This is a genomic window from Dyella solisilvae (assembly GCF_003351225.1).
Classification (GTDB): Bacteria; Pseudomonadota; Gammaproteobacteria; order Xanthomonadales; family Rhodanobacteraceae; genus Dyella; species Dyella solisilvae.
Genome location: NZ_QQSY01000004.1, coordinates 84,201 through 104,298 on the forward strand (window position 1 = coordinate 84,201; position 20,098 = coordinate 104,298).

14 protein-coding genes are annotated in these 20,098 nt (G+C 66.6%); 5 read left to right on the forward strand and 9 right to left on the reverse strand.

Annotated features, from left to right (window positions below):
- Positions 1-397: 397 nt before the first annotated feature.
- From DVT68_RS15025 to DVT68_RS15035, 3 genes are all read right to left on the reverse strand, one after another.
- Positions 398-910, reverse strand: coding sequence for a DUF2127 domain-containing protein (locus DVT68_RS15025; protein ID WP_114825923.1), 513 nt, complete (start codon positions 908-910; stop codon positions 398-400).
- 133 nt (positions 911-1,043) lie between these two features.
- The gene (locus DVT68_RS15030) at positions 1,044-1,241 is read right to left on the reverse strand and encodes a YbdD/YjiX family protein (protein ID WP_114825924.1); all 198 of its coding nucleotides are present in this window, start codon (positions 1,239-1,241) and stop codon (positions 1,044-1,046) included.
- Positions 1,242-1,251: 10 nt separating this feature from the next.
- Positions 1,252-3,327: a carbon starvation CstA family protein gene (locus DVT68_RS15035; RefSeq protein WP_114825925.1), complete on the reverse strand. Its 2,076-nt coding sequence runs from the start codon at positions 3,325-3,327 to the stop codon at positions 1,252-1,254.
- Positions 3,328-3,542: 215 nt separating this feature from the next.
- Here DVT68_RS15035 and def point away from each other — a divergent pair, with 215 nt between their 5' ends.
- On the forward strand, positions 3,543-4,082 hold the full coding sequence (def, locus tag DVT68_RS15040) for a peptide deformylase (RefSeq protein ID WP_114825926.1): 540 nt from the start codon (positions 3,543-3,545) through the stop codon (positions 4,080-4,082).
- A gap of 163 nt (positions 4,083-4,245) precedes the next feature.
- On the opposite strand, the gene DVT68_RS15045 is transcribed toward def, so the two are convergent.
- Both DVT68_RS15045 and DVT68_RS15050 read right to left on the reverse strand, forming a co-directional pair.
- Positions 4,246-6,021, reverse strand: a complete 1,776-nt coding sequence (locus DVT68_RS15045) for an acyl-CoA dehydrogenase C-terminal domain-containing protein (protein WP_114825927.1) — start codon at positions 6,019-6,021, stop codon at positions 4,246-4,248.
- Positions 6,022-6,058: 37 nt separating this feature from the next.
- Complete coding sequence (locus DVT68_RS15050; RefSeq protein ID WP_114825928.1) at positions 6,059-6,541, reverse strand: hypothetical protein; 483 nt, start codon at positions 6,539-6,541, stop codon at positions 6,059-6,061.
- A 196-nt stretch (positions 6,542-6,737) separates the two neighbouring features.
- On the opposite strand from DVT68_RS15050, the gene DVT68_RS15055 reads away from it, so the two are divergent.
- The gene (locus DVT68_RS15055; RefSeq protein WP_114825929.1) at positions 6,738-7,205 is read left to right on the forward strand and encodes an SET domain-containing protein; all 468 of its coding nucleotides are present in this window, start codon (positions 6,738-6,740) and stop codon (positions 7,203-7,205) included.
- Positions 7,206-7,221: 16 nt separating this feature from the next.
- Here the strand turns inward: DVT68_RS15055 and DVT68_RS15060 are convergent, their stop codons facing one another.
- Complete coding sequence (locus DVT68_RS15060) at positions 7,222-7,725, reverse strand: GreA/GreB family elongation factor (RefSeq protein WP_114825930.1); 504 nt, start codon at positions 7,723-7,725, stop codon at positions 7,222-7,224.
- Positions 7,726-7,860: 135 nt separating this feature from the next.
- Positions 7,861-9,900 carry an elongation factor G gene (gene fusA, locus DVT68_RS15065; protein WP_114825931.1) on the reverse strand — a complete coding sequence of 680 codons (2,040 nt, stop codon included), beginning with the start codon at positions 9,898-9,900 and terminating at the stop codon, positions 7,861-7,863.
- A gap of 417 nt (positions 9,901-10,317) precedes the next feature.
- Here fusA and DVT68_RS15070 point away from each other — a divergent pair, with 417 nt between their 5' ends.
- From DVT68_RS15070 to DVT68_RS15080, 3 genes are all read left to right on the forward strand, one after another.
- Positions 10,318-11,202, forward strand: a complete 885-nt coding sequence (locus DVT68_RS15070; RefSeq protein WP_233523501.1) for a hypothetical protein — start codon at positions 10,318-10,320, stop codon at positions 11,200-11,202.
- 82 nt (positions 11,203-11,284) lie between these two features.
- Complete coding sequence (locus tag DVT68_RS15075; RefSeq protein WP_233523502.1) at positions 11,285-13,186, forward strand: hypothetical protein; 1,902 nt, start codon at positions 11,285-11,287, stop codon at positions 13,184-13,186.
- Positions 13,187-13,394: 208 nt separating this feature from the next.
- Positions 13,395-15,959, forward strand: coding sequence for a hypothetical protein (locus tag DVT68_RS15080; protein ID WP_114825934.1), 2,565 nt, complete (start codon positions 13,395-13,397; stop codon positions 15,957-15,959).
- A 1,202-nt stretch (positions 15,960-17,161) separates the two neighbouring features.
- On the opposite strand, the gene DVT68_RS15090 is transcribed toward DVT68_RS15080, so the two are convergent.
- The gene (locus DVT68_RS15090; RefSeq protein WP_114825936.1) at positions 17,162-17,743 is read right to left on the reverse strand and encodes a DUF4136 domain-containing protein; all 582 of its coding nucleotides are present in this window, start codon (positions 17,741-17,743) and stop codon (positions 17,162-17,164) included.
- A gap of 85 nt (positions 17,744-17,828) precedes the next feature.
- Positions 17,829-20,069: a patatin-like phospholipase family protein gene (locus tag DVT68_RS15095; protein ID WP_158543517.1), complete on the reverse strand. Its 2,241-nt coding sequence runs from the start codon at positions 20,067-20,069 to the stop codon at positions 17,829-17,831.
- Between the last annotated feature and the right edge of the window lie 29 nt (positions 20,070-20,098).

The window sequence follows — 20,098 nt, forward strand, 5'->3', positions numbered from 1 at the left end:
AACTGGTCGGGCCGAAGGCCCGGCCAGCGCCGAGTGGGGTGCTCTTTCTTTTGGTTACTTTTCTTTGGGCAAGCAAAGAGAAGTGACCCGGCCTCCGGCAGGAGGACGGAAGCCCGCCGCAGGCGAGCAAGGCCGCGGAAACGCCCCGTCCAGAGCAAAGTCACTGGATGACTCGCTGCGCTCGCCCCTTCGGGGCCGCCCTGCGGGCGTTCTCCGTGCTTCGCGCTCCGTCCAGCCTTCGCTGTGATGACGTCGAGGGAACGCACACGGAGATGGGTAGCCTCCCCCAGATGATCTGCACGTCTTGCCCTCCGCACTGTGTGCGCAAGGGTGACGAGCAAAGGCCACCCCGCCTCCGCCAAGATGCCGCCCCAGGAAGAAATTTGCAGAGCCGCCGCTAGCCCGCGGCCTTGGCCTTCTTCGGCCGCGGCTGCATCGCAATCCGCACCAGATACACCACGATCACCACATTGGCCACCAACGCCCCCAGCTTCAGCCAGGTGAAGCGAAACAGCACCTCATAGAACTCGATGGGAATCAGCGACCCGGTGGCGATCACGGTGAACCATTCGGCCCAGTGCTTGCGCAACCACAGGCCCGTGCCCTCGGTGGCGAAGATCGCCGCGTAAGCCAGCGCGACCAGGCCAATCGCCACGAACTTGCTGGGGCCCCACTCCTGCAGCAGGCCCACCAGCCTCCAGCGCAGGTCATTGCTGTCCGTCAGCGACAGGTGTTCCAGCCAGTGCACCAGCTTCTCGAAGTTCTGCTCGCGATACAGATGGAACGCGAACGCCGCCACCAGGATCAGGCCGATCGTCTTCACGCCTTTGTAGATGGCGATGATGCGCAGACCGAGGCTGTGCTGGGCCTCGATCTCGGAGGTGGGTTGGGTGAGGTGGTGTTCGCTCATGGGGGAGGGGCGACTTTACTCGCTCGCCCGGGAATGATGAAGGGAATGGCGGGGAAAGCCCAGCGGACGGCGGTGATACGAGAAAGGCCATGCCCCGACAGGGGCATGGCCTCGGGTGAACGGAGGCAGGCTTTCAGCAGCAGCGCCCGCCCGTGCCCTTGTAGCGGGCGATCTGCCGCTCGCGGAAAAATTCCTTGTAACTGGGGACCGGACGCTCGGGATGGTGCTCGCGCAGATGCTTGACGTAGACGTCGTAGTCCGGGATGCCGCAGCAGAGGCGGGCGGTTTGCACCGCCCACTTCCGGAACGCTTGCAGGTTGGACATGTTCATGAGTCAGCCCTCAGCGGACAGGCACGCTCCCCAGCGCCACGTATGGTTCCTCGTGCGCAGTGGGATGGTTGATGCGCCAGGCTTTCATGATCGCGGCAATGGCGAAGCCGGCCATGGTCACCACCAGCAGTATGAAAATGAGCGTCAGCGCCGCGTCCACGTAATTGTTGGTGATGATGCGCTCCATTTCCTCGGCGGTCTTGGCCGGGGCCAGCAGCTTGCCTGCGTCGCGGGCGTCGGAGTACTTGGCGGCCGCGGCCATGAAGCTGATCGGCCCCCAGAACTTCTGCCAACCTGCGGTGAGGGTGCACACCACCAGCCAGATCGCCGGTATGCCGGGCACCCACACATAGCGCTCGCGCTTGAGCTTGACCGTGACCACGGTCGCCAGCATCAGCGCCACGGCGGCCAGCATCTGGTTGGCGATGCCGAACAGCGGCCACAGCGTGTTGATGCCACCCAGCGGATCGACCGCGCCCTGGTACAGGAAGTAACCCCACAGGCCCACGCAGATCGCGGTGGCGAGCAGGTTGCCGGTCCATGACTCGGTGTGCTGCAGCGGCTTGTACACCAGGCCGGCGATCTCCTGGATCATGAAGCGGCCCACGCGGGTGCCGGCGTCCACTGTGGTGAGGATGAACAGCGCTTCGAACAGGATGGCGTAGTGGTACCAGAACGCCATCATGCCTTCGCCCGGGATGATGCCGTGGAGCAGCTGGGCCATGCCGACCGCCAGGGTCGGCGCGCCGCCGGCTCGGCTGAGGATGGTCTTCTCACCGATGTTGGTGGCGGTATTGAGCAGTTCGTCCGGCGTGACCACGAAGCCCCACTGGCTGATCGCGGTGGCCGCGTCCTGCGCGGTGGTGCCGATCAGCGCGCCCGGCGAGTTCATCGCGAAGTACACGCCCGGATGGAGCGAGGCGGCGGCCACCAGCGCCATGATGGCGACGAAGGCTTCCATCAGCATGCCGCCGTAGCCAACCATGCGTGCTTCGCCCTCATTGGACAGCAGCTTGGGCGTGGTGCCCGAGGAAATGATCGAGTGCCAGCCTGACACCGCGCCGCAGGCGATGGTGATGAACAGGAACGGGAACAGGTTGCCCTGGAACACCGGGCCGGTGCCGTCGATGAACTTGGTCAGGGCCGGCATCTGCAGCGTGGGGGCGGCCAGGAAGATGGCCAGCGCCAGCAGCATGATGGTGCCGATCTTGAGGAAGGTGGACAGGTAGTCGCGCGGCGCCAGCAGCAGCCACACCGGCAGCACCGAGGCGCAGAAGCCGTAGGCAATCAACAACCAGGCCAGCGCCTTGGCGTCGAAGTCGAACATCGGGCCCAGGGTCGGCGAGGTGGAGACGAAGGCGCCGAACCAGATCGACAGCAGCAGCAGGATCAGGCCGATGATCGACACCTCCAGGATTTTGCCCGGACGGATCCAGCGCAGGTACACGCCCATCAGCAGCGCGATCGGGATGGTGCAGGCGACGGTGAAGGTTCCCCAGGGGCTGTGCGTGAGCGCCTTGACCACCACCAGGGCCAGCACCGCGAGCACGATCATCATCAGCACCAGGACGCCGAACATGGCGACCACGCCGGCCACCGGGCCGAGTTCGTCGCGCAGCATGTTGCCCAGCGAGCGGCCGTCGCGTCGCACCGAGAGGCCCAGGATCATGAAGTCCTGCACCGCGCCGGCGAACACCACGCCAAACAGGATCCACAGCGTGCCGGGCAGGTAGCCCATCTGTGCGGCGAGCACCGGTCCCACCAGCGGCCCGGCGCCGGCGATCGCGGCGAAGTGATGGCCGAACACCACCCATTTGTCGGTGGGCACGTAGTCCAGGCCGTCGTTGCGCAACACTGCCGGCGTGGCCCGGCTCGGGTCCATGCACAACACTTTGTCGTTGATGAACTTGCTGTAGAAGCGATAGCCGATGACGAACACCGAGATGGCGGCAGCCACCAGCCAGATGGCGTTGATCGGTTCGCCGCGGCGCAGGGCGACGACGCCCAGGCACCAGGCGCCAATGATGGCGATGGCAGCCCACAGGATCTTGCCTGCCGGGCTGGGTTTGACGGCGACAGTAGACATACGCGTTGGCTCCTGGACAGTCCCCAGCAAGGGTCGTCCCGGTCGCGCCGGGGGTCAATGCCATTATGCGCCGGCAAATATTAGCCTTTGGTCGAATGTCCTTCGGCTTGGGTCAAAGCCCGGGGATGCGCCGCGGTCACGCGTGGCGGGTAAACTGCCGATCTTGCCGGAGCGGCCTCCGGCATCGGCATGGCGTTGAACAGGCGAGGTTTTCCATGATTCGCGAGATCCTGAAAATGGGCGACCCACGGCTGCTGCGGGTGGCGCCGCCGGTACCCGACGCCATGTTCGGCAGCGCCGGGCTGGACGCGCTGATCGCCGACATGTTCGACACCATGCACGCCGCCGGCGGCGTTGGCCTGGCCGCGCCGCAGATCGGCGTGGACCTGCAACTGGTGATCTTCGGCTTCGACCGTTCCGAGCGTTACCCGGACGCGCCGGCGGTGCCGCGCACCGTCCTGCTCAACCCGGTCATCACGCCCTTGTCGCAGGACATGGAGGAGGGCTGGGAGGGCTGCCTCTCGGTTCCCGGCCTGCGCGGCGCGGTGAACCGCTACACGCTGATCCGCTACCAGGGCGTGGACCCGGCAGGCGCGCAGATCGACCGCAACGCCGAGGGGTTCCATGCGCGCGTGGTGCAGCACGAGTGCGACCACCTGATCGGACGTCTATACCCATCGCGCATCACCGATTTCACCAAGTTCGGCTACACGGAAGTGCTGTTTCCGGGGATGGATGCGGGAGCGGACGAGTAAGTTCGGTGGTGCACACTCACGGCGCTGCCAAAGTTTCGTAACGCCCCATCCGCGCATCGTCCTGCTGTCGCAGCAATGACGGCGAGCCTGGAAGTCATCGCAAGCACAAAAAAAGCGGCCCCTCATCGGGGCCGCTTTTCTTCAACCATTGACCTCAACCCGCTCAGCCGATCGCCGGCAGCGTCTCCACGCCTGCGTCGATCGCCGCCTTGTGCAGCAGGCAGCGCGGCAGGATGCGCGCGAAGTAGAACTTGGCCGTGTCGCGCTTGGCCTGCTTGAACGCTTCCTGCTGGCTGCTGTTGGCCAGGGCCGCCACGCTGCGCGCCCACATGTAGGCGAGCGTGATGTAGCCGGAGTAGTAGAGGTAGTCGTTGGCGGCGGCGCCCAGTTCTTCCGGGCTGGCCATCACGCGCTGGGCGAGCGACAGGGTGAGGTCCGCCCATTCCTTGGTGTAGGACGCCAGCGGGCCGATCAGGCCGGCCATGGCCGGATCCTGCGCATGCTGCTGGCAGAAGGCCTGGATCTCCTTGGCGAACACCTTGAAGCCTGCGCCCTGCAGCTGGAGGATCTTGCGGCCCAGCAGGTCCGCGGCCTGGATGCCGGTGGTGCCTTCGTACAGGGTGATGATGCGGGCGTCGCGCACGAACTGCTCCACGCCGTTCTCGCCGATGTAGCCATGGCCGCCGTAGACCTGCAGCGCTTCCTTGGTGCTCTCCTGCGCCAGCTCGGTGACCACGCCCTTGGCGATCGGGATCAGGAAGGCGACCAGGTCGCTGGCCGTCTTGCGGGTGGCCTCGTCGGCGCCGCGGGCTTCCACGTCGGTCTGCAGCGAGGTGTACAGCAGCAGCGTGCGGCAGCCTTCCACGATCGCGCGCTGGGTCAGCAGCATGCGGCGCACGTCCGGCTGCACCAGCAGGTTGTCGGCCGGCTTCTCGGGGAACTTGACGCCGGACAGCGAGCGGCCCTGCAGGCGCTCGCGTGCATAGTTGAGGCTGTTCTGCAGCGCGCGCTCGGACAAGGCCAGGCCCTGCACGCCCACGCCGAGGCGTGCGGCATTCATCATGGTGAACATCGCGGCCAGGCCCTTGTGCGGCTGGCCGATCAGGTAGCCCTCGGCGGCGTCGAAGTTCATCACGCAGGTGGCCGAGCCCTTCAGGCCCATCTTGTGCTCGATGGCGCCGGCCGCGACGGCGTTGCGCGCGCCCAGCGAGCCGTCGGCGTTCACCTTGAACTTCGGCACGATGAACATCGAGATGCCGCGGCTGCCGGCCGGCGCGTCGGGCAGGCGGGCCAGCACGAGGTGGATGATGTTCTCGGCCAGGTCATGCTCGCCGGCGCTGATGAAGATCTTGGTGCCGGTGATCTTCCAACTGCCGTTCTCGCCGGCATCGGCGCGGGTCTTGAGCAGGCCCAGGTCCGAACCGGCCTGCGGTTCGGTCAGGCACATGGTGCCGGTCCAGCGGCCTTCCACGATCGGCTTGAGGTAGGTGTCCTGCTGCTCCTGGGTGCCATGCAGCTCCATCGCGTGGCAGGCGCCTTCGGACAGCAGCGGGTACAGGCTCCAGGACAGGTTGCCGGACTGGAAAATCTCGGTGGTGGCGGTGCCGACGGTGTTGGGCAGGCCCTGGCCACCGAAGTGCTCCGCCTGGGTCAGGCCGGTCCAGCCGCCCTCGGCGAAAGCCTTGAAGGCCTCCTTGAAGCCCTTGGGCGTGGTCACCGTCTGGGCGACCTTGTCGTACACGCAGCCTTCGGCGTCGCCACTGGCGTTGAACGGGGCCAGCAGGGCCTCGCTGAGGCGGCCGGCTTCTTCGATCACGGCATCGAGCAGGTCCCGCGTGTGGCCTTCGCCGCCCTCGAGCTTGGTGAGGATGGATTCGGCGCCCAGCACGTCAAAGAGGGCGAAGCGCTGGTCGTCGAGCGGGGCCTTGTAGATCGTCATGGCGAAGTTCCTTCGGTGGTAATGCTGGGCGCTGCAATTAGCGCCAGGTGTCAGGGATGCCCGGCACGGGCGAGAGCCAGTCGTTGCCGTGGAATGGGAAGTCGCGCGTGTCCTTTTCCTGCTCGGGCTTGGCTGTGGTGCTGCCCATCACGCTGTAGGGCACGCTGCCCGCGCTGCCCTTGACGGCCGCGACCTTCAGGGCGGCGGTCATTTCCGGCGTGGGCAGCAGGTTGATCTGGGTGACATCGGCGGCGAAGGCCGGGATGTCGAGGTCGAAGCGGGTGTGCAGGCGCACCGGCACCAGGTCGGCGACCTTCAGCTCGCCATCGAGGGACTGGAAATCCATCCCGCCGTAGCTGTTGTTCTGGATGCGGAGGGTGACCCGCCACTCACCGTTGGGCTGGGTGGTCATTTCCTGGATGCTCACGGTCGGCGGAAACACACTCTTCTTCGGCGGCCCGCAGGCCACCAGGCCAGCCACCAAAGCACCAAGCGCCACACCACGAAGCAGTCGTCCCATGGGTTCACCTCAAACGATTGTTTGAATCTTAGCAGGATGACCTTGGCGTCTGTCACGGGGGTCATCAAGTCGGCGGGTGATCTCATCGGGTATGCGATCACGCCCGCGTGATGACGCCGCCGGAGGCGGGGGGAGGTTCCCATGGCGCAGCGCAACAGGCATCATCGCGGGCTCTCCCTCCCAGACCCGTCTGCACATGACCCGTCGCATCGTCGCCCGTCGCTCGCCCATCCACGGCAATGGCGTTTTCGCCGTCGCTCCGATCAAGAAGGGCGAGGAAGTCATCGAGTACAAGGGCACGCTGATGACCCACGCCGAGGCCGACGTGATGTACGGCGACGGCGGCGAGACCGGGCACACCTTCCTGTTCACGCTCAACGACGAGTACCTGATCGACGCCAACCGCAAGGGCAACACGGCGCGCTGGATCAACCACAGCTGCGATCCGAACTGTCAGGCGCTGATCGAAGAGAGCGCCAATGGCGATCCGCGCAAGGACCGCGTGCTGATCGAGGCGATCCGCAACATCAAGCCGGGCGAAGAGCTCACCTACGACTACGGCATCACGCTCGACGTGCCGCACACCGCCCGCCTCAAGAAGCTCTGGAAGTGCCTGTGCGGCTCGAAGAACTGCACCGGCACGCTGCTCAAGTCCAAGCGCTGAGCCAACAGCGCCCGGGCTACGGTTCCGCCGGGTACTCGATGGCCATCACCTCCACGCTGAGGTTGCCGGCGGGGCGTTGCCACACGACCTCGTCGCCCACGCGGGCGCCGAGCAAGGCCACCGCCACGGGCGATACGTAGCTCACCATGCCGCGCTCCACGTCGGCCTCGTCTTCGCCGACGATTCGGTATCGCGCTTCGCCTTCCTCGCTGTCCACGGTCACCAGCGCGCCAAAGGCGACGCGGTCACGGGGCTGTTGCGACAGGTCCACTTCGATGGCGCTGCCCACCCGCGCGTTGAGCCAGCGCAGCTCGCGCTCCACTGCCGTCAGTTCGCGCTGCTCGGGCAGGGTGTCGCTGGCGGCGCGCAACGCGTCGCGCCGCTCGCGCACTGCGACCAGCCGCTTGCGCAACTGCGCCAGGCCCGTGGGCGTGACGTAGTTGGGATGCTCGCTAAGCGGGATCTCCGGCTGCCTGTCGCCGACGGACTCGTCCGCATCCTTCACAAAGGAGCGACTCATCGCTGACCTCCAGCGCCGGTCCAGCCGGCGCGCGTTCTGAAGATTCATATGGCGGCGCCACGGTTGCGCATCAAGCGCTCGGGACGCACTGGTCGACCGCGCGGCGTCGGCCGCGCGGACCGGAAAAGTGACGGCTCAGTCTTCTTCCACGTGGGGCTTCCATGCCTCGGTGAGCTGCTTCTGCACCGGTGGAGGCACCGGTTCGTAGTGACTGAGGTCAAGGCTGTAGCGGCCGCGACCACCGGTCATGGCCTTCAGCTCGGTGGGGTAGTCGGTGAGCTCGGCCAGGGGCGCCTGCGCCTTGATCACCAGCTCGCCGCCACGCAGCGAATCGGTGCCGAGGATGCGCGCGCGCTTGCCGGCCAGGCCGCCGGTGACATCGCCCACGCTGCCCTCGGGAATGGACACCTCGACGTCCACGATGGGCTCCAGCACGATCGGGCGCGCCTTGCCCACGGCGTCGAGGAAGGCTTTCTTGCCGGCGCTGATGAAGGCCACTTCCTTGGAATCCACCGGGTGGTATTTGCCGTCGTAGACGGTGACGCGCAGGTCCTGGATCGGATAGCCGGCGATGGCGCCGTTCTCCATCGCCTGACGCACGCCCTTCTCGATCGCCGGCAGGTACTGGCCGGGGATGACGCCGCCTTTCACGGCATCGACAAACTCGAAACCCGCGCCGCGGTCGAGCGGTTCCACCCGCAGGAACACCTCGCCGAACTGGCCGGCGCCGCCGGTCTGTTTTTTGTGGCGATGGTGTCCTTCGGCGCGACCGGCAATGGTCTCGCGGTAGGCGATGCGCGGCGGGTGCGTCTTCACTTCCACCGTGTAGCGCTCCTTCATGCGCTCGAGCATCACCTTCAGGTGCAGATCCGACAGGCCCCGCACCACGGTTTCGTTGAGTTCCTTGTGATGCTCCACGCGGAAGCAGGGATCCTCCTCCGCCAGGCGCCCCAGCGCCTGCGAAAGCTTCTGCTCCTGCCCCTTGTGGCTGGGTTCCAGCGCCAGCCCGAACATCGGTTGCGGGAAGCGCATGGGTTGCAGGTGGATGCGGTCCTCGTCGTGGGAATCGTGGAGCACCGCATCGAAATGGATTTCCTCGACCTTCGCGATCGCCGCGATGTCGCCGGGAATGGCCTGTTCGATCTCCTCATGGCCCTTGCCGCGCAGGCGGAACAGGTGGCCCACCTTGAACGGTTTCTTGTTGTCGTCGATGAACAGCTGGGTGTCGCGGCGGATCGTGCCTTGCCACACGCGGAACACGCCCAGCTTGCCGACGAACGGATCGTTGACGATCTTGAACACGTCGGCGATCACGTGCTGGCGTGGATCGGGGTTGACCGTGATGTGCTCGTCCTCGTCGTTCTGGAACGGCGGCGCGTTGCCTTCGGTGGGGTTGGGCAGCAGGCGGTCGGCGAGGTCGAGGAATTCCTTCACGCCCACGCCGCTGCGCGCGCTGACGAAACAGATCGGCACCAGGTGACCTTCGCGCAGGCATTGCTCGAAGGCATCGTGCAGCTCCTGCGGGCTCAAGTCGCCCTCGCCGGCGTCGAGGTAATGCCCCATCACCGACTCGTTGATCTCCACCACCTGGTCGAGAATGCGCTGGTGCGCGTCGGCCAGCGACGAGAAGTCGGTGGCGCCTTCGCTGTGGAAGAAACAGTCGCGCACCAGCTTGCCACCTTGCGCAGGCAGGTTCACCGGCAGGCACTGCGGTCCGAACTCGTCGCGCAGCGCCTCCACAAGCGCCCCCAGCCTGGCGCCGTCGAAGTCGATCTTGTTGATCACCAGCACGCGCGCGAGACCGCGCTCGGCGGCGCGCTCCATCATGCGGCGCGTGCCGTACTCGATGCCGTTGGTGGCGTTGACGACGATGGCGACCGTTTCCACCGCCGCAAACGCGGAGAGGGTGGGGCCGCGGAAATCGGCATAGCCCGCCGTATCGATGAGATTGAGATGGCTCTGGCCGTGCGGGATGCTGGCTATGGCGGTGTCGATGGAATGGCCGCGCGTCTTTTCCTGCTCATCGCTATCCGACTGCGTGGTGCCGCGCTCCACCGAACCCTGGCTCTGGATGACGCCGCCGGCATGCAGCATGGCTTCGAACAGGGTGGTCTTGCCGGCGCCGGCGTGTCCGGCGAGCGCGATATTGCGGATATTTTCCGTGTTGTACGACACGATGCGACCCTCCCGTGCATGGGCGCGGAATCGTGCCGGCGATGACCTGCGGCGCCGCACGAAGCCGCGCTGGCGGCTGACGATGGCGGGCCGTCATGGTCGTCCGGGCGTGCGGGACGCGGGGGCGGTCATGGCGGATACGGCCGGGGAGGCCGTCGCATTAGCCTTTCCCCATTGCCTGGCGGGGTCAAGTTGCAGTGCGGGGAAGGGGAACCCCCGGGCCGTCCGGGTTGTCTTGAGAAGTCTGAATCCCACGCGCGGGCGGCAGGACGCCCTCCCTCGCTTATCCCCGGAATAGAGCAGGGACTCGCCATCGAGCACACCGAGCAGGTCGAACACCATCGCTGGACGCCGCCTGGGCCACGCACGCGCGGGCTGGCGCCCCTGGATGGTCCCACACGCGCGCTTTTGCATCAGATGCGCTGGCGTCAGGCGCCGCCCAACCGGGTGCGCCGTAGCGTTGCGCTGGGCGTCGTTCTGCTGCTGCACGTGCTGTTCGCGCTGCTCGTGCTGCATGAGCTACGCCTGCCACCCTGGGGCGAGCCTCGCCATGCGCACCGGGATGCCTTGCAGGTGCGCCTGATCCGGGCGGCGCCGCCGGCCGTCCCTTCCGCGCCGCCCGAAGCCGTTCCGCCGCCGCCCCCGCCGCCGCCCAAGCCGTTGGTGCGCGAGCCTCCGGCCAAGCAGGCGATGACGGTCACCTTGCCTGAGCCGGCTCCGGCGCCGCCCGCCACCGTCGCCCCGCCACCGCAGCTCTACGACACCACCGGCCAGCTGCGCCTGCCCACGTCGGCGTCGACGGCGCCGGCTGCGCCCGAGGCAGGCTACGTGCAGCGCAAGCCGCAAGGTGACAGCCAGGTGATGAAGCACGACAGCCCGGTGACCTACCAGGCGACCCGGTTCGAGAACGACTGGGCGCCCGACCGCGGCAACAGCTCGATCGACGATGCGCTCAAGCGCGCCGTGGACAAGACCACGGTCACGCATACCTTCCACGTGGCGCCCGGCGTGCGGGTGACCTGCGCGGTGACCCTTGCCGCCCTGGCGGGAGGCTGCGGCGTCGGCGATCCGCCGCGGCAGCCGTCCGGACGCAGTGGCGACATGCGCCTGAACATGGCTCCGGCCAGCTCGCTGGCGCCGGGCGCGCCGCCGCCGCCGGCGCCGAGCATCGACGACTGCATCGCCATCTATCGCGCGAACAAACCGCTCCCGCAAGGCTGTCCGGTCGATACGCCGACGCGGTCGGTGGATGCGGAGATGCGGCAGCACTCGCCGCAGCCAGCGCCACCGTCGGGTCCTTGAGTACCGCCATGCCGCTGTCACGTTGCGTAGTGCGCTGCACGCCTGTCGCGCCCGTTACACTGGGCCCATGGAGAGGGAGTCCGTGCGCCGACTGACCGTGACGTTGCCATCGCCGAAGTCGGCGGCGGAGAGTGCGTTCGTCTATCGTCGTCGGCGCGCCGAGCGACCGCGCGAGCGCTGGTTGCGCATCCTCGCCCTGGTCGGCGCCCTGCTGGTGCACCTGGTGTTCCTGTTCGGCGCCATTCTCGGGCCGGCGTACGAGATGGAAGAGCTCAACGAATCGAGTGCGCCGCTGGTCGTGCGCCTGATCGAAAAGCCGAAGGAAGAGCCGCCACCGCCACCGCCGGTGCGCGGCACGCCGCCCAAACAGGTGGGGCCGGTGCACAAGGGCAGTGCGATCCATGCGCCGCACTTGGTCCGGCAGAGCAGTTCGTCCACGCGCACCAACAGCGAGCTGGCTCCGGTGCCGGTGCCCGCGATGCAGACACCGGTGATCGCCGAGGCTGCCAAGGCGAGCGTGCCCAAGCCGCAGATCACCGCGGCGCCGCTGCCGCCGGTCACCGTGCCCAAGCCCGCGCCCGCGGAGCAGTTGGAGCCGGTCCCTGTGGCGCCCCAGCCACCACAGGTGGCGATGGAAACGCCGCCCGTAGAGCACCCGGTCCCCCCGAAATTCCAGCCCGAGCCGGTGCGCAAGCCGCAGATCGAAGGCAACCAGCCGCCACCGCCGCCCGCGTCGATGGCCATTCCCGAACTGCCGTCGCAGTCGGCGCCGACGATCACGCCACCGACCATCGCGATGGAAAAGGCCGCGCCGGTCGACACGCATGCGAGCGTCGTGCAGGTTCCGCGCCCGGAGGCGCCGGCGTCGCCGCCTGAACCGGACATGCAACCAGTGCCGATGCCGGCCCAGGCCGCGCCGGCGGTCAACCTGCAGCCGCAGCCGAGCACGCAGGCCGTGGTGGTGCCGAAAGAGCAGCCGCAGGTCCAGTCGCCGGCCATCCGCGTGGCGGAGGCGGAAATGGAAGCCGTGCCGTTGCCTCCCAATCCCCAGCCCAGTCTGGAACGTCCTCAGGCGCCGAAGCTGCAGACGGCGGCGCCGACGGCGATCGCTCTGGATAACAAGCCAAGCATCGAGCGTCCGCAGATTTCGGTGGAGCCGCCATCGGAGGCGCCGTCCAATCAGCCCAGCACCGCCGCCGCGCCTGCCGCCAACGCGCCGTCACAGGGCGCCTCCAACGCATCGGAAAGCACCGCCAGCGCGGCCAACCCCACTACTAGCGGCGAGAGCGGCGTCAGCAGTGCGCCCAACGCCACGCCACAAGGCAGCGAGAGCGGCAGCCCGGGTCAGCCGCATGGCGTGGAGCGGTCTCCGTCGGTGGCCGGTGGCAACGGGCTCAACCTCAACCCGCCGGCGGGACAAGGCGCCGGGCAGGGCAGCCAGGGACAGGGCAGCGCCAATGAAGGCGTGAGTGGCACCTACGTGCAGCTCAAGCCGCATGGCAACACCGAAGTCATGTCGCACGGCACGCCCAATATCGGCTACACGCCCACGCGCTTCGAGAAGGACTGGACGCCCGAAGGCGAAAGCTCGATCGACACCGCGCTGCGTCATGCGGTGGAAAAGACCACCATGCGGCACACCTTCAAGCTTCCGCGCGGCGTGCGCGTGGAGTGCGTGGTGATGCCGTTGTTCCCGGTGGCCTTGTTCGGTTGCGGCGACGGCAATCCGCCGCCCAAGCCGGTGGACGACGTGGTTTACGACAAGATGAAGATGGCGCCGAGCAATCCGCTGATTCCTCCGCCCGTGACTGGTGGCGCGCCGACGATGGCCACCGTCAAGATGGACAACGCTGCGCAATGCTCGGCCGCGCGCGTGGCCGGCGGACCATTGCCGCCGGGCTGCGAGGTCGATCCTCCGGCGACGCCTTCCGGGCCCGCGCACAGCGGCAGCACCTGGGTGCCGGCGAGCGACCAATTTCACTGACGCACGTCGATCGCCGCGCAGGCGATTCGCGATGGCGAGCGTGCGCGGGTCAGGTTGCCGCTAGGTAAATCTACGGGACCCGCTTGCGAAGAATTGCGCTATCGACGTTGCGCAGGCCGGCGCGATACTCCGTGTTGGGAATGTGTGTCGCCGCCATGGCGCAGGACGAGTCGTGGAGCGACCCGCGCCTATCGTCGAGAGGTGACCCATGCATGCGGTTCGTTGGCTGTGCCTGATTCTCGCCATCGGCCTCGCGCCGACCCTCCCTGTCCACGCACAGACGAATGCGGCGGCTTCCAGCAAACCGCCCGGCGGCGCCGACTATCGGCCGTGGCCGCGCTCATTCGACGTCAACGGGATCCATCTCGAGTTGCACCACCCGCAGATGGACAGTTGGGTCGGCAACCAGCTCAAGGGACGGCTGGCGGTGGCGGTGCGCAAGGGCACGCAGGTCGGCAGCGACGGCAAGTCGCATGACGTGATGACCTATGGCGTGGCCTGGTTCAGCGCCCGCACCGACACCGACAAGGCACAGGGTCAGGTGACGCTGTCGTCCGTCACGATCGACAAGGTGGCTTTTCCCGCCGACGTGGCGAACGAGGGGCGCTATCGCGATGCGCTGGCGCAGATCGCCGGGCGCAGCAAGCAGGTGGCGAACCTCGACACGCTGGAGGCTTCGCTGGCGATACGTCACGCCGAGGACGAGGTCAAGAATGTCTCCGTGCGCAACGATCCGCCGCAGATCATCTTCTCGTTCGGCCCAGCCTTGCTGGTGTTGATCGACGGCACGCCGGTGTCCCGTCCCACGGGAACGACTGGCGTCGATCGCGTCGTCAATACGCGCTCGTTGCTGTTGCAGCAGGGCGGCGCGTATTACCTCACCTACGCCGGCCGCTGGGTCAAGGCCAGCAGCCTGCAGGGGCCATGGACCAGCGTGGCGACCCCGCCGTCCGGGGTGACCACCGCCGCGCGGGCGGTGATTCAGGCGAAGGAGGCTGACGCCCTGGATCAGCCGTCCGATGCGCTCAAGCAGGTGCTCGCCAGCGGCAAGCAGCCGGACATCGTGGTGAGCACGAAGCCGGCGGAGTTGCTGATGGTGGAGGGTGAGCCGCAGTTCGTCGCCATTCCCGGCACGCAGCTGGCCTACGTGGCCAACACCGGCGCCGATGTATTTGTCGACCAGGGGCACGGGATGACCTGGTACGCGCTGATTTCCGGACGCTGGTTCACCGCCGACTCAACGCAGGGGCCGTGGCGCTACGTGGCGGGGAAGGCGCTGCCCGCCGATTTCGCGCGCATTCCCTCCGACAGCCCCAAGAGCGCCGTGCTTGCCTCCATCCCGGGAACACCGGAGGCGGGCGAGGCGCTGATCTCCAACAGCATTCCGCAGACGGCGACCGTGGACAGCCGCACCGCGCAGCTGCGTGTGTCCTATGACGGGCAGCCGCAGTTCCGGCCTATCGAAGGCACCACGCTGACCTATGCGTGGAATACGCCGGTGCCCGTGATACGCGTGCCGGCTGGCGCGTATTACGCGGTGCAGAACGGCGTGTGGTTCACCGCAACTGCCGCAGAGGGGCCGTGGACCGTCGCGCTGGATGTGCCGGCGGTGATCTACATGATTCCACCGAGTTCGCCGCTGTATTACGTCACCTACGTCTACGTGTACGGGCACGACGGCAACCAGGTTTATGTCGGCTACTCCCCCGGTTACTACGGCACGGTGGTGAGCGACAACGTGGTCGTGTACGGCACTGGCTATGCGTGCAACCCGTGGATTGGCGACGACTGGTACGGCTGCCCGACGACCTACGGCTTCGGCGTCTCCTTCGGCTGGGCGCCATGGGCAGGCTGGAGCTACGGCTATGCCTGGGGATGGCCCTGGGCAGCGGCGTGGTACGGACCCTGGTGGGGGCCGTGGTGGGGTTACGGGCCTGGCTACTATCCGGGTTACTGGGGCGGCGCCATCGCCGCCGCCAACGTCTATGGGCGTTGGGGCAACAGTGTGGTTGCCGGACGCGGCGTGGCCTGGGCCAATCCGTGGACCGGCAACGCAGGGCGCGCCGTACGTGGCGGCTACGCCAACCAGGTCACCGGTGGTCGCGGCGCCGGCTATGCCGGCCGCAACACCAACGTCTACACCGGCAACACGACCGCGGCGGCGGGCGGCATCCGCTACAACCCGCAAACAGGTCGCGTGGTCGCCGGGCAGGGCGGCGCCGTCGGCAACATCTACACGGGCAACGGCGTCGCCGGTGGCACGCGCACCACCGTCAACACCAACACCGGACGCGTGACCCAGCAGGCGGGCGTGGCGGGTCGCACTGAAACCGGCGCCGGCGCGGCTGGCGCGTTCAACAGCCAGGGCGCCGCTGGTGAAGTCCGTGGCGCGGGCTACGTGCAGATCGACCGCACTACCGGCGAGGTCAGCCGTGGCGGCGTGGTCGACTACAACGACAACGTGTATGCGGGCAAGAACGGCGATGTCTATCGCTACGACGGCGAAAACGGTTGGCAGAAGGTCGACCCCAAGGGCAACTTCGATCGCGTCCAGCAACCTGACAGCGTCGACACCAACCGCGATCGTCTTGCGCGCGATCGCAGTGCAGACAGCAGTGTGCCTACGGCGCGGTCGCAGCGTTCGGGCGGGCAGCAGTTCGATCGCAGCAATTACAACCGTGGTTATGGTGGGCGTATGGGCGGCTATCGGCCGTCGATGGGTGGGGGAAGGTTTGGTGGTGGCGGGCGGATGGGTGGGGGGCGTGGGCGTTGAGTGTGTAGGTTTGCTGGGCATCGCGCCGCTGTTGCTGCGAAATTCCTTCCTAGTTCGTCATCGCAGCGCAGGCTGGACGGAGCGCGAAGCGCGGAGAACGCCCGCCAGGGCGGCCCCGAAGGGGAGAGCGCAGCGAGTCATCCAGTGACTTTGTACTTCGCTTTTGCTTTTGCTTTGGCGTGATCGCGAGCGTGCTCGCCTGCGGCGGGCTTCCGCTGCCCTGCCGGGCAGCGGGTCACTTCTCTTTGTTTGGCCAAAGAGAAGTAACCAAGAGAAAGGCCACCCCGATGTCGCGCCCCTGCGGGGTCGCGAGCGGGAGGCGGGGTGGATCGACAGGGCGTCCTGCCCTGACGATCCACTGGCCGGCGTCCTGCCGGCCACCCTTCGGGCTATTCCACCTCCCGCCCGCTCGCGTCATAGGGGAGGGGAGGTCAAATGCGAAGGGCCAAAAGCCAAAAGCAAAAGGCAAAGACCAAGGACCAAAGACCAAAGACCAAAGACCAAAGACCAAAGACCAAAGACCAAAGACCAAAGACCAAAGACCAAAGACCAAGAACCAAGAACCAAGAACCAAGAACCAAGTACTAAGGAACTGAGCGCGAAAGTGCCCCCGTAAGAGCGCACTCTGAACGCGAACGCCTCTGACGTTCACCTTCACGCTCGCACACAGAGCTACGAGGGTTTGGCGATGCGATGTGCCGCGCAGCGGCACGAGCCGTCACTGGATCCCCTGTGAGGCGGTGAGGGGTGGACGATCAGGCCCCGTAAGGGGTGCCTGGCATGGACGCCAGGCACTTTTCGTCAGGGCAGGATGCCCTGTCGAAAAGCCCGGCCGCCCCTCACGGACTGGTCGGGCCAACGGCCCGGCCAGCGCCGAGTGGGGTGCCGTTCTCTTTGGTTACTTTCTCTTGGGCAAGCAAGAGAAATGACCCGGCCTCCGGCAGGAGGGCGGAAGCCCGCCGCAGGCGAGCAAGCTGGCGGCGCCATCAAATCAAGCGCGAAAGTCACTGGATCCCAGCTTTCGCTGGGATGACGTTGAGGGAGGTCACACGGAAAGGGATAGCCTCCTCGCGGCATTGCGCGCACCTCGCATTCCGTCCTCCGTGCGCAGCGATGACACGCCGTACCGCCATCGCATTCTTCCAGCGCAAAAGCAACCACTCTCCAAACGTTGAACGAAGCGCCCGAACACCCCTCCATCCCTACTGCAAAATCCCATCCGACTTCAGCCTCGGAATCAACGTCTCCGCCAGCTGTGTAGTCACCCTCGGGATATCAGAACTGCCAACACCCTGCGTGGTGACCGTCCACACCAGCTTCTCCGTGCGTGCATCCCACACACTGGTTTCCAGCGTCACCACGTCGTACTGCGTCACCGATGGCGTGGACGCCCAGGCGCCGCCGTACCAGCCGTAGAAGCCGCCGTACATCGGGCCGCTCGGCGTGACATTGATCCGCTGCTCAACCCGCTGCACGCGCGTGACCAGCACTGCCTCGGCGCCTGTGCCCTTGACCAGGTCACGCAGGGGGACGGCGCCAGGACCGCCAGGCGGAATCTGGGTGTAACTGGGCGTGGCCTGCACGCCCGCCGCCTGCAGATGTTGCGAGAACGTGTCTTCGAAGATGCGCCGCATGGTGTCGCTGCGCGAGATGCCGACCACCACGACATGGTTGGCGGGCGGGCCGGCCCAGGACGGGTCGCGCCACTGGTTGGTGATGCTGAAGGTCTGGCAGGCCCCCAGCACGAAGCTGGCGGTGAGAAGCAGCAGTCGCAGCGATTTCATGGCATGGACTCCCGTGGATTGGCCCGCCGCGGCAGGCATGGAGCGATTGTCGGCCGGCCGGTGTGGATGCCGTGCGATGCCGGTGCTACTGGGTTGGTCGCAGCAGTGATCCGAATGTCAGGTAGACCGAGCTGTGTCCGCTCTGGCCGTAGCCGTAGCCAAGGAACAGTGGTCCCAGTGGCGTCTGGATGCCGAGGAACAGGCTGCCTGCGTAGATCAGCGAGTTGAGGTGCACCTGGCTCTTGTCCTGCCAGGTGTTGCCCGCCTCCAGGCTGGCGCCCACGTAGATCGGCGTGGAGAACAGCGCATCTGTCCGACCTGTCCGGCGATAAAGCACCGCGCGCCCGAGCACCGATTCGTTGCCGTAGAGCGAACGCTCGGCGAAGCCGGACATGTTGAGGAAGCCGCCCAGGAAACTGTATGCCTCGAAGAAGCGCGAGTTGTTGAGTGCGCTCGATGCGCGCAGGCCCAGCAACAGGTGATAGCGGGTTTGGGAAAGGCCGTAGTCTGGTACCCAGTCGGCGACCAGGCGCGCCACGTCGCCGGATGCATTGGCGCCCAGCCAGGGGCGGTAGAACTCATAGTCGAAGTTGACGTGCTTGCCCTGGGTGGGGAATTGCGCGTTATCCAGGCTGTCCCAGTCGGCGCCGACCTTGACGACGGCGTACTCGCTGGCGTCGCTGGGTGGGAATACGGTGGGGCTGCCGATGCGCAGCTGACCCTGGTCGTTACCTATTGTGAACGAGGTATACAGGCGCCACGTTGGCGTCGGCGTCCAGCCCGTCTCCACGCCTAGGTAACGGCGCTTGATGCGGTACTCGGCCAGTTGCTTGTTCGCCTCCTGATCGAACAGGGGGAAGTTTTCATTGCGCAGCATCAGGTCGGGCATGATGTAGGCGGAGGCGCCCTGACCGAACGGCTGGTAGAACTCGCTCGCCACGCCGCCGATGCGGCCGGCCCACAGCGTGCTGCGCCATTCCGCGCCGTAGCGGTTGATGTCGGTCGCGTTGACCTCGGCGGAGACGAGGTATTCGCTGCGGCCCTGGAAATCGTCGTCCAACTGGAAGCCGATTCGCCCGTAGAGGGGGCCCCATGGTTTGTCACGAGGAATGATCAGCAGGCCGCGCGAATCGTCCTGCTGCTGCAGTCGGTAATCAATCTGCTGGTAGGTGCCTGTGCCATAGAGCGTGCCGATCTGCTGTTCGAGCTTCGGCGCATCGAACGGCTTGCCGACGGTGTTGTCCAGGCGTTTCGCAACCAGCGAAGCCGACGACGTGTGCGTATCGTCGACCTTCAGGAACGCCACCAGGCCTGGATCGAACTGCCGCTGGCGATGGCTGGCGAGGAAGGCCTGCCATTGTTCGGGGCCGACGGCGAACTTGCGCAGCCTCGGCAAGGCCGCTTCCGCCGCCTGGCGGCCGATGGCGATGGCCTCGGCGCCGCGATTGAACTCGGCCGCGCTCATCGCGCCCAGCGCCGGCGTGATCAGGATGTCATCCGGCCCCAACGTGTCGAGCTGGCGCTGGGTTTTTTCCGCCATCAGTGCGCTGACCATCTGGTTGAGCACGGCGACCGGGTTGGTCAGTTCGTCGCGCGTGGCGAGCGGCGAACCCACGTCGACCACGATCAGCTTCTCGGCCCCCATGTTGCGTATGACGTCGATGGGGACGTTGTCCATCAATCCGCCATCGACCAGCAGCTGGTCATCGACGTTGGTGGGTGCGAAGGCGCCGGGCACTGACATGCTTGAGCGGATCGACAGGGCGAGGTCGCCGGAGCCGAACACCACGGGTTTGCCTGCCACGATGTCGGTGGCGACAGCACGGAATGGAATCGGCAACTTGTCGAAATCGTGCACGTCCCAGGTGGAGATCAGCAGCCTTCGCAGCAACAGCAACAGCTTCTGGCCTTGCACCACGCCAGTCGGCGTGACGATGCGGCCATTCCGGTAGCCGAATTCGAAGTTCAGCAGATAGCGGAAGTCGGCGTCCTTGCGGCGCATGGGCAACTCGGCGCGCGCTGGATCGTCTGAGAACAAGTCGCTCCAATCCAGCGTGGTGACGATGCGCTCCATTTCGGCAGGCGTGTAGCCGGCGGCGTACATGCCGCCGACGATCGAACCCATGCTGGTGCCTGATACGCGACAAATCGGAATGTGTTCGCGCTCGAGCACTTCCAGCACGCCGATGTGCGCGGCGCCGCGCGCGCCGCCACCGCCGAGTACGAGGCCGATGCACGGCGAATGCGCAGGTTGAGACGACTGCGCCCAGCTGGGCAGGCTCGCGCACAGCAAAAGCGTAGCGATCACGGCGAGACGTCGGCGCATCGAGAGTCCCTTTGGCGATGGGCGACGAT